The 15,066-nt window shown below is 71.3% G+C and carries 13 protein-coding genes; 8 read left to right on the top strand and 5 right to left on the bottom strand.

Going from position 1 to position 15,066, the window contains the following annotated elements; translation table 11 throughout:
* The first annotated feature begins 26 nt into the window (after positions 1–26).
* From glpK to ACZ7GZ_RS24260, 3 genes are all read left to right on the top strand, one after another.
* A complete protein-coding gene (glpK, locus tag ACZ7GZ_RS24270; protein ID WP_471027321.1) occupies positions 27–1,559 on the top strand; it encodes a glycerol kinase GlpK in 1,533 nt (510 codons plus the stop codon).
* A 66-nt stretch (positions 1,560–1,625) separates the two neighbouring features.
* Positions 1,626–2,870 carry an LmeA family phospholipid-binding protein gene (locus ACZ7GZ_RS24265; protein WP_471027319.1) on the top strand — a complete coding sequence of 415 codons (1,245 nt, stop codon included), beginning with the start codon at positions 1,626–1,628 and terminating at the stop codon, positions 2,868–2,870.
* 177 nt (positions 2,871–3,047) lie between these two features.
* A complete protein-coding gene (locus ACZ7GZ_RS24260) occupies positions 3,048–3,878 on the top strand; it encodes an EamA family transporter (protein ID WP_471027318.1) in 831 nt (276 codons plus the stop codon).
* 72 nt (positions 3,879–3,950) lie between these two features.
* Here ACZ7GZ_RS24260 and ACZ7GZ_RS24255 read toward each other — a convergent pair whose 3' ends face one another.
* Positions 3,951–4,796: an SDR family NAD(P)-dependent oxidoreductase gene (locus ACZ7GZ_RS24255; RefSeq protein WP_471027316.1), complete on the bottom strand. Its 846-nt coding sequence runs from the start codon at positions 4,794–4,796 to the stop codon at positions 3,951–3,953.
* An 86-nt stretch (positions 4,797–4,882) separates the two neighbouring features.
* On the opposite strand from ACZ7GZ_RS24255, the gene ACZ7GZ_RS24250 reads away from it, so the two are divergent.
* A complete protein-coding gene (locus ACZ7GZ_RS24250) occupies positions 4,883–5,389 on the top strand; it encodes a MarR family winged helix-turn-helix transcriptional regulator (protein WP_471027314.1) in 507 nt (168 codons plus the stop codon).
* A gap of 114 nt (positions 5,390–5,503) precedes the next feature.
* The gene (locus ACZ7GZ_RS24245) at positions 5,504–6,061 is read left to right on the top strand and encodes a pyridoxamine 5'-phosphate oxidase family protein (protein WP_471027312.1); all 558 of its coding nucleotides are present in this window, start codon (positions 5,504–5,506) and stop codon (positions 6,059–6,061) included.
* Between the two features lie 168 nt (positions 6,062–6,229).
* Here the strand turns inward: ACZ7GZ_RS24245 and ACZ7GZ_RS24240 are convergent, their stop codons facing one another.
* Positions 6,230–7,069: an MBL fold metallo-hydrolase gene (locus ACZ7GZ_RS24240; protein WP_471027311.1), complete on the bottom strand. Its 840-nt coding sequence runs from the start codon at positions 7,067–7,069 to the stop codon at positions 6,230–6,232.
* A gap of 166 nt (positions 7,070–7,235) precedes the next feature.
* Positions 7,236–7,571 carry a hypothetical protein gene (locus ACZ7GZ_RS24235; RefSeq protein ID WP_471027310.1) on the bottom strand — a complete coding sequence of 112 codons (336 nt, stop codon included), beginning with the start codon at positions 7,569–7,571 and terminating at the stop codon, positions 7,236–7,238.
* A gap of 143 nt (positions 7,572–7,714) precedes the next feature.
* Between ACZ7GZ_RS24235 and ACZ7GZ_RS24230 the strand changes: the two genes are divergently transcribed.
* Both ACZ7GZ_RS24230 and ACZ7GZ_RS24225 read left to right on the top strand, forming a co-directional pair.
* Positions 7,715–8,458 (top strand): HAD family hydrolase, encoded by a 744-nt coding sequence (locus ACZ7GZ_RS24230; RefSeq protein WP_471027308.1) that lies wholly within the window; start codon positions 7,715–7,717, stop codon positions 8,456–8,458.
* A complete protein-coding gene (locus ACZ7GZ_RS24225) occupies positions 8,455–10,851 on the top strand; it encodes a glycoside hydrolase family 65 protein (protein WP_471027306.1) in 2,397 nt (798 codons plus the stop codon). Before ACZ7GZ_RS24230 ends, ACZ7GZ_RS24225 begins: the two co-directional genes overlap by 4 nt.
* A gap of 279 nt (positions 10,852–11,130) precedes the next feature.
* Here the strand turns inward: ACZ7GZ_RS24225 and ACZ7GZ_RS24220 are convergent, their stop codons facing one another.
* Positions 11,131–11,592, bottom strand: a complete 462-nt coding sequence (locus ACZ7GZ_RS24220; RefSeq protein WP_471027304.1) for a hypothetical protein — start codon at positions 11,590–11,592, stop codon at positions 11,131–11,133.
* A gap of 221 nt (positions 11,593–11,813) precedes the next feature.
* Here ACZ7GZ_RS24220 and ACZ7GZ_RS24215 point away from each other — a divergent pair, with 221 nt between their 5' ends.
* Complete coding sequence (locus ACZ7GZ_RS24215) at positions 11,814–12,770, top strand: MerR family transcriptional regulator (RefSeq protein ID WP_471027303.1); 957 nt, start codon at positions 11,814–11,816, stop codon at positions 12,768–12,770.
* 398 nt (positions 12,771–13,168) lie between these two features.
* Here the strand turns inward: ACZ7GZ_RS24215 and ACZ7GZ_RS24210 are convergent, their stop codons facing one another.
* Positions 13,169–14,557: a (2,3-dihydroxybenzoyl)adenylate synthase gene (locus tag ACZ7GZ_RS24210; RefSeq protein WP_471027301.1), complete on the bottom strand. Its 1,389-nt coding sequence runs from the start codon at positions 14,555–14,557 to the stop codon at positions 13,169–13,171.
* Positions 14,558–15,066 lie beyond the last annotated feature (509 nt).

Here is a 15,066-nt window from a genome sequence, read left to right as displayed (position 1 = left end):
CGATCCGTCGGAAGGCAGACCCGATCATGGCTGAACGGTATGTAATGTCCATCGATCAGGGCACCAACTCGACCCGATGCATTCTCTTCGACCACCGCGGGCGGCTGGTCTCGGTCGCGCAGAGGGAGCACCAGCAGCACTTCCCCAGGCCTGGCTGGGTCGAGCACGACGCCGTCGAGATCTGGCAGAACCTACGCCGTGTCGTGCCCGAGGCACTGTCCGACGCCGGTGTCGGCACGGGCCAGGTCGCCGCCGTCGGCGTGGCCAACCAGCGCGAGACGACCGTGCTCTGGGACCGGCGGACCGGGGTCCCGCTGGGCCGGGCGATCGTATGGCAGGACACCCGCACGGCGCCGCTCGTCGAGGACCTCAGAAAGGATCCCGGCGACGAGTTCTTCCTGGAACGGTGCTGTCTGCCGCCCTCGACGTACTTCTCGGCGCTGCGGATCCGCTGGCTGTTCGACCACATCAAGGGTCTGCAGCAGCGCGCCATCGACGGGGAGGTGCTGTTCGGGACGATGGAGAGCTGGCTGATCTGGAACCTCACCGGAGGCACCGACGGCGGCCTGCACATCACCGACGCCACCAACGCCAGCCGCACGATGCTGATGAACATCCGCACGCTCACCTGGGACGAGGACCTGCTGGCCTTCTTCGGGGTCCCCCGCTCGATGCTGCCCGAGATCAGGTCTTCCGCCGAGACGTACGGCGACGCCCGCTCGCTGCTGCCGGGCGTCGCTCTCACCGCCGCCCTCGGCGACCAGCAGGCCGCGCTCTTCGGCCAGACCTGCTTCTCGCCGGGCGAAGCGAAGTGCACCTACGGAACGGGGAGCTTCCTGCTGCTGAACACCGGGGGCGACGTCGTGCGGTCCCGGCACGGACTCCTCACCACCGTCGCCTACAAGATCGGGAACCAGCGGCCGGCCTACGCCCTGGAGGGGTCCATAGCCGTCACCGGCGCACTCGTCCAGTGGTTCCGTGACCGCCTGGGCCTGATCAGCAGCGCCCCGGAGATCGAGACCCTCGCGCGGACGGTCGAGGACAACGGCGGCTGCTACATCGTCCCCGCCTTCTCGGGTCTGTTCGCACCCCGCTGGCGCAGCGACGCACGCGGGGTCATCGTCGGCCTCACCTCGTACATCACCAAGGGGCACCTGGCGCGCGCCGTCCTGGAGGCCACCGGGTGGCAGACCCGCGAGGTCGTCGACGCCATGAACGCCGACTCCTCGGTCTCCCTGCAGCAGCTGAAGGTGGACGGGGGCATGACCGCGGACAACCTGCTCATGCAATTCGTGGCCGACGTCCTCGACGTGCCCGTGGTGCGGCCCCTGGTCGCCGAGACGGTCTCCCTCGGCGCCGCCTACGCGGCCGGCCTCGCGTCCGGCTACTGGCCGGACCTGGAAGTGCTGCGCCGCAACTGGCACCGGGCGGCGCAGTGGTTGCCCGCCATGGATCCCGGACTGCGGGAGGCGGAGTACGACAACTGGCAGCGTGCGGTCGAACGTTCCCTGGGGTGGGCCCGACCGCCGCGTTCAGACGAGCAGGGCCCACCGAAGTGACGTGTTTCGCACCTTACTTCAGGTAGGACTTGCACACTGGGTGCCACTATGTGATCAAATCTACCGATGCGTACCCCCCACATAAAGACGCATCGTGCCGTTCAGTCGGACGGGCCTCCCACCGAAAGGGTTCCACCCCGCCGGAATCCGTACGACGAACTGGCCTCGCTGGCAGACCATCCGCTGGACGACTTCCTCACCGAGGACAGCGCGCCGACCCGGCAGGAGGACGACGCCGAGGAGCCCTGGGCACCCCCCAACCACCGGCGCGGCAGCCGCCGTCGCAACCGCGCCACCGGCCTGCCCACCCTGGTCCGGGGCCTCGCCTGGGTGCTCACCCTCGCCTGCCTCGCCACCCTCGCCGACCGCTGGGCGTTGCTGTACGCCGAGCACAAGGCCTCAGATCAGCTGAAGGACAAACTGCATCTGGCCGCTGCCCCCGAAGTACGGATCGGCGGTTTTCCCTTCCTCACGCAACTGGCCGCACAGCGCCTGGACTCGGTCAGGGTGACCGTCCCCGACATCCCGGCCCACCGGGTCACCCTCACCCAGGTCACCGCCACCGCACACGACATACGCATCGACGGCGACGGACCCACCGCGGTACGCGGCGCACTCGTCCGGCAGGTGCACGGTCAGGTCCTGCTGTCGTTCGCCGACATGAACCGTGAACTCGGCGCCTCGCAGGTGGCTTTCACGGCGCACGGACCGGGCCTCGTCCAGGCCCGCGGCTCCCTGCACATGGCGGGCCGCGACCTGAGCGTACGGGCCGACGCCCGCATCCGGCGCGACGGGGAGCGCGGCATCGCCACCTCCGTGGACGGCATACGGCTCGACATCGACGACCTCGCGACGTACCGGCCCGGCACCAGGCCCACCGAGGGCCTCCACCTGACCCCGGCATCAGCGAGACGCCTCACCCGGGAGGCAGAGAAGATCAAGGCCTTCCTGGCGCTCCCCGAGATCGTGCACCGCCTGGGCGTCCCCGACAGCGCGGTGCGCGCCGCGCTCCACGACGAGGACAAACTCCACCAACTCACCGGCGCGCCGCGCTTTTTGCACCAACTGACCCGCATCAACCTCGTGGACGCCGCCCTCGCCCACCCGGCACTCCTCAAAAAGCTGGGCCTGGACCCGTCCCTGCTCACCGCACTGACCAAGCTCACCCGTCCCCAGATAGCCGACCGCTTCTCCTTCGCCTTCCAGCTCCCGAAACCACCCGGGGGCTCCCTGAGCCTGCAGCGCGTCACGGTGGGCCAGGACGGCATCCGCGCCGAGGTGTCGGGAGCAGGACTCCTCCTGGGCCACTGAACGCACGCCGCACGGGGCACCGACGAGCCATCGGTCCCCGCCGGGCCGGGGCAGACGCCGGCGCCCGCGCATGATCCGCGCCGTGGTCATCGACGACGCCCTGGGCTCCCGGCCCAGTCGGGACGCGGTGAGGACCGGCTCGGGAACATCGGCCACGTCCTGGCGGTTGTATGTGCAATGGGTGCCCTCTTGGCGCTGTTGGCGTCCTTGGCCTACGGCAGTTCGGACTTCGCGGCGGGAGTGGGCAGCCGACGCTTCGCTGCCGCACCGGTCACGGTGGTCGTTCAGGCGTTCGGACTGCTCGCCGCCGGCGCCGGGGTCCTGCTGTTTCCCGGCGCCGGGCCGACCTCCCACGCGCTGACCTGGGGCGCGCTCAGCGGGCTCGGCAGCGCTGCGGGTACCTTGGCGCTCTACCGCGGCCTCTCGATCGGAGCGATGAGGGTGACCGCGACCTGTTCGGCCGTGCTCACCGCCGTCATCCCCGCTGTCGTCGGGCTCCTCCTCGGCGATCACCTCTCCGCCCCGGCGATGGCCGGCATCGTCATCGCGGTCCCCGCGATCGCCCTGGTGTCCTGGCAACCCCGGTCCGACCACCGGGGCAGCGCCGGACTGGGCCACGGGATGGTCGCCGGCGCCGGATTCGCGCTGCTGTTCATCGCCCTGGACCGCGCCGGTACCGCCTCCGGGGCCTGGCCACTGGTTCCCGGCCAGGCCGCAGCCCTGCTCCTCGTGCTCCCGTTCGCGCGCGGGGCGCGGCTCCGGGAGGGCGACTGGCGCCCGGCAGTGCTGCCCATGATCGTGGCCGGCCTGCTCGCCGGCACCGCCAACCTGCTGTTCCTGGCCGCCACCGGGCAGGGCCAGCTCACCATCGTGGCCGTACTCACCGCTCTCTACCCCGCGGTGACGGTGCTGCTGGCCCGCGTCCTGCTCGCCGAACGCTCAACCCGGCTCCAGACCACAGGCCTTCTCGCCGCAGCGGCGGCAACCGCCCTTACCACCCTGGGATGACCCACGCACACATCCGCACCCGGCGGTTCCCGAGCAGCCGTCACCGTCACACGCCAAGGGCCGCCGGGCCTGTCAGGCGACCCAGGCGGCGGTGAGGTCCTGGATCGCGGACCCGTCGACGTCGGCCAGCTTGGTGCCGACGAAGGCGCGGGCCCAGTCGGAGGTCTGGATCCGGAAGGCGGGCCGGTCGGCGTTGAGCGCCTCCATGACCGCTTCCGCCGCCGCGGCCGGGGTCTGGGCGCTGCCGTCCAGGAACTGGTCGACGGTCCGGTCGATGTAGTGGCGCAGCGCGTCGGAGTACGGGCCGGCGTCGATGTCGCCCTCGATGTCGAAGCCGATGTTGTTCACGAACTCGGTGGCTACAGCGCCCGGTTCCACCACGGACACGCTCACGCCCAGCGTCCGCGCGACCGGGGCCAGGCTCTCCATGTAGCCCTCGACCGCGAACTTGGCGGCGCAGTACGCCTCGTTGAACGGCTGGCCGACGACGCCGCCCACGCTGGTGACGGTGATCAGGCGCCCGCCGGTGGCGCGCAGGTACGGGAGGGCGGCCTTCGAGACGTTCAGTACGCCGAAGAAGTTGACCTCCATCACCGTACGAACGTCTGCGACGGAGTCGTTCTCCAGAGTGCCCAGGTGGCCGGCGCCCGCGTTGTTGATGACGGCGTCCAGGCGACCGTAGTCGGCGATCACGCCGTCGACGGCTGCGGCGACGGACACCTCGTCGGTCACGTCGAGCCGACGGATGTCCAGGCGGACACCCGCTTCGGCGGCGGCCTTGCGCAGTGCCTCGGCGCGGGTGGTGTCGCGGAGGGTGGCGACGGTGCGCCAGCCGGCCCGGGCGGCGGCGATGGCGGCGGCCAGGCCGATGCCGGAGGAGGTGCCGGTGATGAGGACGGTGCGAGGGGTGGCGGACATGGTGAAGCCTTTCGAGCCATTTATGTGCGTGCACACACAACATAGCTTTATGTGTGTGCGCACGCAACCCGCCTATACTGGGGATCATGCCGAAGAAGCTGCCGCAGGCCGAGATGCCCGCCGCCGACTACGCCTTCTACGGGCTGGTCTGGGCCGGAACCGTGCTCACAGAGCGGGTCGACCGGGCCCTGACCAAGGCCCACGACCTCCCCGTGTCCTGGTTCGAGGTCATGCTGTGGCTGGCGTCCAGCCCCGAGCCCGTTCCCGCCTCCGTCCTCGGCAACAGCACCATGCTCAGCCGCAGCCAGGTCTCACGGGTCGTCGACGCCCTCCAGGCCCGGGGCCTGGTGGCCCGGACCCCGTCCGCGCGCGACGCGCGGTCGGTCGAGGTCTCCCTCACCGACGACGGCCACCGCGTCTTCGCGGAAGCCGACGCCACCCGCCGCGAGGCCCTGGCTCCGGTCTTCACCGACCTCCTCGACGAGCACGACATCGACTCCCTCGCCACGGTCTGGCAAAAGCTCAAGGCGGAAAAGGAACGACTGGCGCAGGAACCCATGACCACGCCGCGTTCGGCGACGCCCGAACGGTGACCTGACCTCGTCGGGACCGCACGGTCACGTTCTCCAGCGTTGTGCGACCCGTCGGCGTGGCGACGTTCCCGGTCAGGGCGGTCGGCTTACATGGGGGGGAGGAAGGAGATCCGCATGACAGCACAGGAACCCGCCGAACAGCCCACGTCCGAGCTGGATGCCCGCTACAGTTCCGCGCTCAACCGCCGCCCGGGTGCCGCGGACGTCGCCGCCACCCCATGGGCCGAGGCCGAGCGGCAGCTGGCGACCGCCGAGATCTTCTGGGTGTCCACGGTGCGCGCGGACGGCCGGCTGCACGTCACCCCCGTGATCGCCGCCTGGCACGACGGGGTGTTGTACTTCTCCACCGGCAAGGGGGAACAGAAGGCGAAGAACCTCGCTCACGACAGCCACTGCGCGCTGACCACCGGCGGGAACTCGCTCAGCACAGGGCTCGACCTCGTGGTCGAGGGCAAGGCCGAGCCGGTGACCGATCCCGCCGTACTGGACGAGGTCACCGCGGCGTACGAGACGAAGTACGGGCCGCACATCACCTCGCCCGAGGGCACCTTCCACGGCATCGGGGAGGCGTTCCGAACGGGGGACGCGGTGGTGTTCGCGGTGGTCCCCGGGACGGCGTACGGCTTCGGCCGGAGCGACGGGGTCTACACCCATACGCGCTGGACGTTCTGAGCAGCCGCCGTCCTCGGCGCGCAGTTCGGGCGCTGGTGTCGTCCGTGGCCGAAATCCTCGCCGGAGCGTCGTTCCCGCCGGGCGCCGCGGACTTCTCCGGCGCCGGCGTACGGGGCGGTGCGGGACTGACGGACCGCTTCAGGCCGCGTGAGGCGGTAAGGCGGGTGGTCAGCCGACCGCCGGCCGGTCGCTGTGGGGCGTGATGCGCGCGTGCTGTCCGCGGGCGCAGTGGACCAGCCTCTCCCCCAGCCCGAGCCGGCCGGCCGCGGTGCGGAAGTCCTCGAGCGGCGAGCGGAAGACGGGATAGTCGTCGTAGTGGACGGGCAGGATTCGGGGGTAGCCGAGCCTGCGGGCGAGCTCGGCGCCCTGCGCGCCGTCCATGGTGACGACGAAGCCGCCGGGCAACCGCGTACCGCCGAGGTGGAGCACCGCCAGGTCGGCGTCGGGGAAGCGGCGTGCGATCGGGTCGAGCCCGTCGTACAGCAGGGTGTCCCCGGAGACGTACAGCCGCAGGGAGACCGCTCCGTCGGGGGAGCCGAACTCCAGCATGCTGCCCATCACCGGCGGCAGCAGCCGGCGCACCCCGGGCTGCAGGGAGTGCCGGCCGGGCAGCGCCGTGATCCGGACCTGGGAGCGGCCCTGCCGCAGGGTGCAGCTTTCCCAGGTGCGCAGGCCGCCCGCCCGGCTGAAGCCCTGCCAGGTACGCAGGTGGCGGGCGGCGTGCCGGGTGGTCACGATCGGCACCGAGCGATCCAGGTGGCGCCTGGCCTCACGGTCCCAGTGGTCCCCGTGGAGGTGGGAGAGGACCACCCCGTCCAGCGGTGGCAGGTCGGTCACGTCCACGGCGGGCTCGGTCAGCCGCGGGCTCGTCAGCCCGTATCCGAGGTGGGCCCGTGCACCGCGGTGCAGGAAGTTGGGATCGGTGAGCAGGGCCAGGTCGCCGTACCGCACCAGGACGGTCGCGGTGCCGATGAAGTGCAGGTCCAGGGCGTCGTCGAAGGCGGCCATGGTGATCCTTGCCCGACGGGAGGGAACCCGTCTGCCGACGGGAGGGAACCCGTCTGCCGACGGGAACGGACCCGCCCGGAGTACCCGCGGCGGGTCCGCGTACGCCTCCGTCAGAGGGCTGCCACCCGACGTCACCGTGCGCACACGGACTGCCCGGCGTGCCGGATCACTCCGGGTGGGCCACTGCGTCCCTCTGCAGCTGTACGGACGCCAGGAGGCTCAGCGCGGGCTCCGCCTGGCGCAGCGCCTTGACCGCCGCGACCGAGGCGATGTCCCCGGTGAAGCCCACGGCGGCCAGCCGGGAACGGACCCAGCGGGCGCGCAACTGCGTGTCGGTGGCGGCGGCCGTGGACTCGACGAGTGCGGCGGCGCGTTCCAGGCCTGGGCGCTCTTCGGGGGACGCCTCGGTCAGCGCCTGACGCAGGGTCGCCGTGACCAGGTCGGAGTCCCGGATGAGCAGGACGGTGTCGTGTTTCTTGGTCAGCCCCGTGAATGCCTTCATGTTGATCACTGTGCCCGTCACGTTCACGGTCCGCCAGACCACTTGAGGAACCTCAGAGGCTTCCTCCACCGAGTGGGTGCCTTCCGGTCTGCCGGGCGGTGTCCTGCCGCCGCCGACCGCTCCCGCCTCCTAGCCTCGGCGACATGCTGGGGCTTCCTGCTCACGTCCGCGCCTGCCTGTTCGACCTCGACGGGGTGCTCACCCAGACCGCGAAGATGCACGCGGCCGCCTGGAAGGAGATGTTCGACGGCTGTCTCCGCGAGCGCGCGACCCGTGAGGGGACGGCGTTCGTGCCGTTCGACGCGGTCGACGACTACGACGAGTACGTGGACGGGCGCCCCCGCGAGGACGGGGTGCGCACGTTTCTCGCGGCGCGCGGGGTGCACCTGCCCGAGGGGTCGCCGGACGACCCGCCGGAGGCCGAGACCGTGCACGGACTGGGCACCCGGAAGAACAACCTGGTGCTGCGGCGGATCCGCGAGGACGGAGTGGAACCGTACGAGGGCTCCGTCCGTTTCGTGCACGCGGTGCGGGAGGCCGGACTGCGCTGCGCGGTGGTGTCGTCCAGCGCGAACTGCCGGGACGTCCTGGTGGCGGCCGGGATCGAGGACCTGTTCGACGAGCGGATCGACGGAGTCGTGGCGCACGAGCGTCAGCTGCGCGGCAAGCCCGCCCCGGACACCTATCTGGAGGCGGCGCGCGGCCTGGGCACGGACCCGGACGAGGCGGCCGTGTTCGAAGACGCCCTGGCCGGCGTCGAGGCGGGCCGGGCGGGACGGTTCGCCGTGGTGGTCGGGGTCGACCGGGTGGGCCAGGCGGAGCAACTGCGGGCGCACGGGGCCGATGTGGTGGTCCGGGACCTGGCCGAGCTCCTGGAGTCGCGGTGATCACACATCCCAGCTACACGGTCGAGCCGTGGTGCCTGCGCGAGACCGAGCTGAACCTCGATGTGCTCGCCCAGAGCGAATCGGTGTTCGCACTGTCCAACGGGCACGTCGGATGGCGCGGGAACCTCGACGAGGGAGAGCCGCACGGACTGCCCGGCGCCTACCTCAACGGCGTCTACGAGCGGCACCCCCTGCCGTACGCGGAAGCGGGCTACGGGTATCCCGAGTCCGGCCAGACGATGATCAACGTCACCGACGGCAAGGTCATCCGGCTGCTCGTCGACGACCACCCGTGCGATCTGCGCTACGGCCGGCTGCTGGCGCACGAGCGGGTACTGGACTTCCGCTCCGGTGTGCTCAGCCGGACCGCACGATGGACCTCGCCCGGCGGCCGTACGGTCCGGATCACCTCGCGGCGGCTCGTGTCCTTCACCCAGCGAGCGGTGGCCGCGGTGGTGTACGAGGTGGAGCCGGTCGACGGGCCGACCACGGTGGCCGTACAGTCCGAGCTCGTCGCCAACGAACAGCTGCCCCGCTTCGAGGGCGACCCCCGTGTCGCCGCGGCCACCGGGTCCCCGCTGGTGCCCGAGGAGCACTTCGCGCAGGAGACCCGGCTGCGGCTCGTGCACCGCACCGACCGCAGCAGGCTGCGGGTGGGAGCGGCGGCCGACCACCTGATCGAGGGGCCCGAGAGCACGGGGTGGACGGCGCAGAGCGAGCCCGACGTCAGCCGGCTGACGGTGACCGCGGACCTGGTGCCCGGACAGCCGCTGCGGCTGGTCAAGGTCGTGGCCTACGGCTGGTCCGGGGAGCGTTCGCTGCCGGCCGTGCACGATCAGGTGGACGGGGCGGTGGCCGCCGCGGTCAGCACCGGCTGGGACGGGCTGGTCGCCGCCCAGCGGGCGTACCTGGACCGCTTCTGGGCCGGCGCGGACGTCGAGGTGGAGGGCGACGCGCAGATCCAGCAGGCGGTGCGGTTCGCCCTGTTCCACGTGCTCCAGGCGGCGGCCCGCGGCGAGAACCGGGCGATTCCCGCGAAGGGCCTGACCGGAACCGGGTACGACGGGCACTCCTTCTGGGACACCGAGTCGTATGTGCTGCCGGTCCTGACGTTCACCGCTCCGGAGGCCGTCGCGTCGGCGCTGCGCTGGCGGCACCGGACCCTGCCGGCGGCACGGGAACGCGCGCGCCAACTCGGGCTGGCCGGCGCGACGTTCCCCTGGCGGACCATCGACGGCGCCGAGTGCTCGGCCTACTGGCCCGCCGGCACGGCCGCCTTCCACGTCAACGCCGACATCGCCGTGGCCGTCGTACGGTACGTCATGGTGACCGGGGACGAGGACTTCGAGCGCGCCGAGGGGCTCGACCTCCTCGTGAACACCGCCCGGCTGTGGCGCTCCCTCGGTCACCACGACGCGGAAGGCGTCTTCCACATCGACGGGGTCACCGGCCCGGACGAGTACAGCGCCTTCGCCCGGGACAACCTGTACACCAACCTGATGGCCCGGCAGAACCTGCTGGCCGCCGCGGACGTGGCGGTGCGTCATCCGGAGCGGGCCGCGGAACTCGGCGTCGACGCGGAGGAGGCCTCGGTGTGGCGGGACGCCGCGGCCCGCATGGCGCTGCCGTACAACGCGTCCCTCGGCGTCCACGAGCAGTCGGCCGGTTTCACGACCTTCCAGCGCTGGGACTTCGAGGCGACCCCTCCCGAGAACTACCCGCTGCTGCTGCACTACCCCTACTTCGACCTGTATCGCAGGCAGGTGGTGAAGCAGGCCGACCTGGTGCTGGCGATGATGGAGTGCCCGCACGTCTTCACCGAGGAGCAGAAGGCGCGCAATTTCGCCTACTACGAAGCCCTGACCGTGCGCGATTCCTCCCTCTCGGCGTGCTGCCAGGCGGTGCTCGCCGCCGAGACCGGGCACCTGCGGCTGGCCTACGCCTACCTCGGCGAGGCCGCGCTGATGGACCTGGACGATCTCGAGCACAACACCCGTGACGGTCTGCACATCGCCTCCCTCGCCGGAACCTGGATCGCCCTGGTCGCAGGCTTCGGGGGGATGCGCCGATACATCGGCGAGGGCGGCAGGCCGGACCGGCTGGCGTTCACACCGCGCTTGCCGGAAGCCCTGTCCAGGGTGGCGTTCACCGTGCTGGTGCGCGGACGCAGGCTGAAGGTGGACATCGGCCAGTCCCGTACGCGGTACCAGCTGGTGGAAGGCCCACCGCTGCTCGTGCTGCACCACGGAGAGCCGACGACGGTGACCACCGACGGGCCGGTCGACCGCCCGATGCCCCCCGTACCGGCCCGCTCCGAGCCCCAACAGCCGGCGGGCCGGCGTCCGGTGGGCCTGCCCGTCGGGGAGGAGCCGCGGGCTGAGACACTCGAGTAGCACGGCGGGGAACATTCTGGAGCTGGAGGGCGTTCCCGAGACGCTGTTGTGGAATCTCTACCAGCGGGCCACCGCCCAGGGCCTGCTGATGTACCTCCGCCCGGCCGAGGTGCGGAAGCTGATCGCCGGCTGCGCCGAAGCGTTCCCCGGCGGGACGCTGGTCTTCGATGCGGTGCCGCGGTGGTTCGGGCGCACCCGGCCATCACCGAGGTACGTGAACTGCCGCTGCCGCGGGGGCGCGGCGCGTACTTCGGCGCGGTGTGGCCCGTGCTGCAGAGGCTACCGGTGGTACGCGACGTCCGGCCGACCATGACCGTCCTCGCTTGCCGCCGTGTGGGGCGGTGCCGGGAGGACGGCGGCCGTCTGCCTCACTCCCAGCCACGTGAGGGAGGCGAGGACGAACAGCCCTTCTACGATCAAGGAAAGGGGGCCGTACGGCGGTTCCCAGCCGGATTCATAGTAGCCGCCGGGCAGACCGACGGTGCGCGAGAACAGAAATCCGAAGATCATGCCGAAGCTGACGAGGGCTCCCGTCAGCCAGGCGGCTGCCGAACGCCTCATGGTCACCAGTGCCGCGGCCACGACGAGCATGACGGCGCTGCCCAGGGCGAACAGCACGCCGATGTAGAACTTCTCCTCCAGGTGATCAGGGACGAGGAGGCCGTGCAGCACCGCGTTGCCGATGGCGCAGCACGCTCCCAGTCCTCTCAGGGTGATGTCGGTGGCAGAGAGGGGGCTCATGGTGACTCCAGCCGTTCCTGTGCGGTGAACGCGGGCGAAACACCTCAGCGTTGGCCCGTCCCGGGCGGGGGCGCCTCCTGTGAGGAGATACGCAAACGACGTTGGACGGGATTGCGGAGGACGTCTGCACAGGCATGACGGGACCGCGGGGTGCTCCTGGACCGGCGCTTGACCTTGCCCCCAAGGGCAGGGTTTAGCGTTGGGGCAGCGAGGTGAACGGTATGAGGATCAGTGAGCTCGCGCGTCGGGCCGACGTGACGACGAAAGCAGTGCGGTACTACGAGTCGCTGGGGTTGATCACGCCCGAGCGCCTCACCAACGGCTATCGCGACTACAGCGAGGGGGACGTGCGCCTCGTGCGGGAGATCAGGGCGCTCCACCGCCTGGGCATCCCCGTCGAACGGACTCGGCCCTTCCTGGAGTGCCTGGCCGCCGGGAGCCCGCACGCCGACGACTGCCCCGCCTCGCTGGCCACCTACCGGGAGGCCATCGACGAACTCACCGAGCGTGTCGAGGCCCTTAACGCCCGTCGCGCCACACTGATCACCAACCTGCAGATCGCGGCCCACCGGGGCAGCGGTGTCGTACCGCTCGGGGAGGCCGGAGCAGCAGGCGGCGGCTACCTGACCCTGCCCGCGGACCTGCCCGTCCCCGAGGACGACGGCGCCGCCGCCCATCTGCCCGGCACGGCGATGCCGCCCCTCGCGCTGCTGGACACCGCGCGCAGAGCGATCCGCCTCGACGCACTCGGCCCCCGCCGCACGGTGATCTACATCTACCCCCTCACCGGCCGTCCCGGCACCGACCTGCCGGAAGGCTGGAACTCCATCCCCGGCGCCCGCGGCTGCACCCCCGAGGCATGCGGCTTCCGCGACCACTTCCAGGACCTCCTGGAGGCCGGCGCCGGCCGCGTGTACGGGCTGTCCAGCCAGGACACCGACTACCAGAACGAGGTCGTGGAGCGGCTCAGCCTGCCCTTCGACATGCTCTCCGACCCCGCTCTCGACCTGGCCGGCGCCCTCGGACTGCCCACCTTCGAGGCCGCCGGGGCGAGGCTGTTCAGGCGGCTGACCCTCGTCGTCCGCGACAGCGTGATCGAGCATGTCTTCTACCCGGTCTTCCCGCCGAACGAGCACGCCCGACAGGTGCTGACCTGGTTGCGCGAGAACCCGCTGTGAGGCGGGGCCCGAGGCGTACACGAGGGGGTGCCCCCGGCTTCGTTGGCGGCCTGCGGGTTCCTGCTGCCCGACAGCGCCGCCTGGACCGCCGCCCACATCGGCTGGGAGACGGTCGGGTACTTCGTTCCCAGGCCACGGTGCTTCGCGGCGAGCGGACGGATGGTGTCGAGGACGACGTCCTGTGGTCCACGCCCTCTCGCCCTTCGGCGGCTACGATGACTGGGGCACCCTCGCGCCGGTGAGCCGCCCTGCGCTCACCACGATCGACAGGACCCTCGCCGAGCTCGGCCGTATCGCGGCACCGCGCCTGCTGGAGGCCGGCTCCGGTCCGGTCAGCCGGTCGCGGCCGGATTTCGCACGACCACCCCGGGTGCGTCACCGGCAGCCGGTCCCGTCCGTCACAGGTCGGACGGGTCTGCACGGTCGGCCCGCCACGGGACGTCCTTGAGGTGGCCGGTCACCACCAGGTTGCCGTCCGGGGTGCGCCGGGCGAGGTCGCCGGTGCGGAAGTAGCCGTCGGGGGTGAAGGCGCGAGCGTTGTGCTCGGGCGCCCGGTAATAGCCTCGCGGGGTGTACGGACCGCGGGCGAGGAGTTCGCCGGGCTCCCCGTCGGGCACGTCCTTGCCGTCGACGTCGACAATCCGTATCTCGTCGTCGGGCGAGAGCGGCCGGCCCTGCGTGGTGAGCACGGTCTCCTCAGGGTCGGCGGGCCGGGTGACAGTGAGCAGCCCCTCGGCCTTGCCGGAGACCTGCTGGAGGCGACAACCCCATGCGGGGCCCATCCGTTCGGCGGTCGCCCGGGGCAAGGGCGTGCCGCCGATCTGCAGGAGGCGCAGACTGCTCAAGTCGGCCTGGACCGTGGGGAGTACGTCGTGCCAGAGCTGGGCGACGGCGGGTACCACCGACGTGATGGTGACCCTCTCCCGTTCGATGACCGGAAAGCACGCGGCGGGTTCCGGGTTCTCGACCAGGACGACGGTGCCGCCGGCGGAGAGGGTGCCGATGATGCCGGGGCAGCCGAAGGTGAGGTTCAACTCGGCCGGCAGCGCGGCGAGATATACGTCGTTCTCGGTGAGCGACACCAGCTCGGCGGCAGCCCGCGCCTGGTAGGCGTAGTCGTTGTGGGTGCGCGGAACGAGCTTGGGCGCCGCGGCGGCATCGCCGGAGAGCAGGAAGAACGCCACCTGATCGGCACCCTGCGCGAGCGCCGGCCCGGGCGGGGCGTCGATGGAGCCCAGCGGGAAGTAGTGGCAGCCCGACGGGTCGGTCCTGAGGCCGCCGTACGGGGACGCGGCGCCCGGCGCCTCAAGGGTGAACACCCGCCGCAGGAAGGGCCCTTGGCCCGCGATGTCCGCGGCCATCGCCGTGTGGTCGAAGCCCTGGTACGTCGAGGGGCCGACGTAACCGGTGGCCTCGGTGACCCGCACGAGGTGGGACACCTCGGGCGCGCGGTGCGTGACCGGGCAGAACACGGGGATCGCGCCGGCCCGCATCAGCGCGAAGACGGTGATGACGAACTCGGGAACGTTCGGCAGTTGGACGACGACCCGTTGCCGGGGCCGGAGGCCGCGCAGCCGGAATCCGGCGGCCATGCGGTCCACGCGCCGGTTCAGGTTCGCGTACGTGGTCCGGGTGCCGCCGTGCACGAGCGCGGTCCGCGGTCCGTGCTGCAGGGCCCAGTCGCGCAGCAGGTTCGCCAGCGTGTTGCCACGCCAGTGCCCGGCCGCCCAGTAGCGGTCGACGAACTCCTCGGGCCAGGGCGTGCAGCCGTCGAGCATGGATGTCATTCGCTTTCTTCTGTACCGCTGTCCTGACCTCGGCAACCCAATCCGTCAACTGCCCCCGCACACAATGCGCTTTCCCGACCAGGGACGCTGAACTCCCTCGGCAGAAAGTCCAATGAGCGCCGCTGACCAGGCGGAATGGCAGCCACTTCGCCCTCCTCCGGACCGAGGACCTCCTCGGCCTCACCATCGGCGGCAGCCACGATTCCGGGCAGACGCGACGCGTCCCGGTCATCATGTCCGTCACCATGCCCCGAGGCAGCCGCGTCGAACGGCGGACGACAGCCTGGCCAGGCCCTCATCGGGGCTTCGGGCCACCGCCGGTATCCCGCCGGTGGCCCGCAGGTGTCGTTCAACGGGCACGCACGGGCGGAAGCCCCGGAAGTCGCGGTGGCGCGCGTCCGGCGTCCGCTTCACCGAACTGCCCCTGACGCGCGACAGGGCCTTGCCCCTACCTCCAACGGGGCTTGCTCACAAGCGATGGCCCGGACAACGGCGAGCCGCTCCGCCGG

Source organism: Streptomyces sp. NPDC037288 (assembly GCF_055603265.1).
Note: the sequence above shows the minus strand (reverse complement) of the source record. Positions and strands in the feature narration are given on the sequence as shown.

Excerpts from the sequence above, each read along its gene's own strand:
- glpK (WP_471027321.1), top strand. The coding sequence starts at position 27 with ATGGCTGAACGGTATGTAATGTCCATCGATCAGGGCACCAACTCGACC.
- ACZ7GZ_RS24265 (WP_471027319.1), top strand. The coding sequence starts at position 1,626 with ATGCGTACCCCCCACATAAAGACGCATCGTGCCGTTCAGTCGGACGGG.
- ACZ7GZ_RS24260 (WP_471027318.1), top strand. The coding sequence starts at position 3,048 with ATGGGTGCCCTCTTGGCGCTGTTGGCGTCCTTGGCCTACGGCAGTTCG.
- ACZ7GZ_RS24255 (WP_471027316.1), bottom strand. The coding sequence starts at position 4,796 with ATGTCCGCCACCCCTCGCACCGTCCTCATCACCGGCACCTCCTCCGGC.
- ACZ7GZ_RS24250 (WP_471027314.1), top strand. The coding sequence starts at position 4,883 with ATGCCGAAGAAGCTGCCGCAGGCCGAGATGCCCGCCGCCGACTACGCC.
- ACZ7GZ_RS24245 (WP_471027312.1), top strand. The coding sequence starts at position 5,504 with ATGACAGCACAGGAACCCGCCGAACAGCCCACGTCCGAGCTGGATGCC.
- ACZ7GZ_RS24240 (WP_471027311.1), bottom strand. The coding sequence starts at position 7,069 with ATGGCCGCCTTCGACGACGCCCTGGACCTGCACTTCATCGGCACCGCG.
- ACZ7GZ_RS24235 (WP_471027310.1), bottom strand. The coding sequence starts at position 7,571 with ATGAAGGCATTCACGGGGCTGACCAAGAAACACGACACCGTCCTGCTC.
- ACZ7GZ_RS24230 (WP_471027308.1), top strand. The coding sequence starts at position 7,715 with ATGCTGGGGCTTCCTGCTCACGTCCGCGCCTGCCTGTTCGACCTCGAC.
- ACZ7GZ_RS24220 (WP_471027304.1), bottom strand. The coding sequence starts at position 11,592 with ATGAGCCCCCTCTCTGCCACCGACATCACCCTGAGAGGACTGGGAGCG.
- ACZ7GZ_RS24215 (WP_471027303.1), top strand. The coding sequence starts at position 11,814 with ATGAGGATCAGTGAGCTCGCGCGTCGGGCCGACGTGACGACGAAAGCA.
- ACZ7GZ_RS24210 (WP_471027301.1), bottom strand. The coding sequence starts at position 14,557 with ATGACATCCATGCTCGACGGCTGCACGCCCTGGCCCGAGGAGTTCGTC.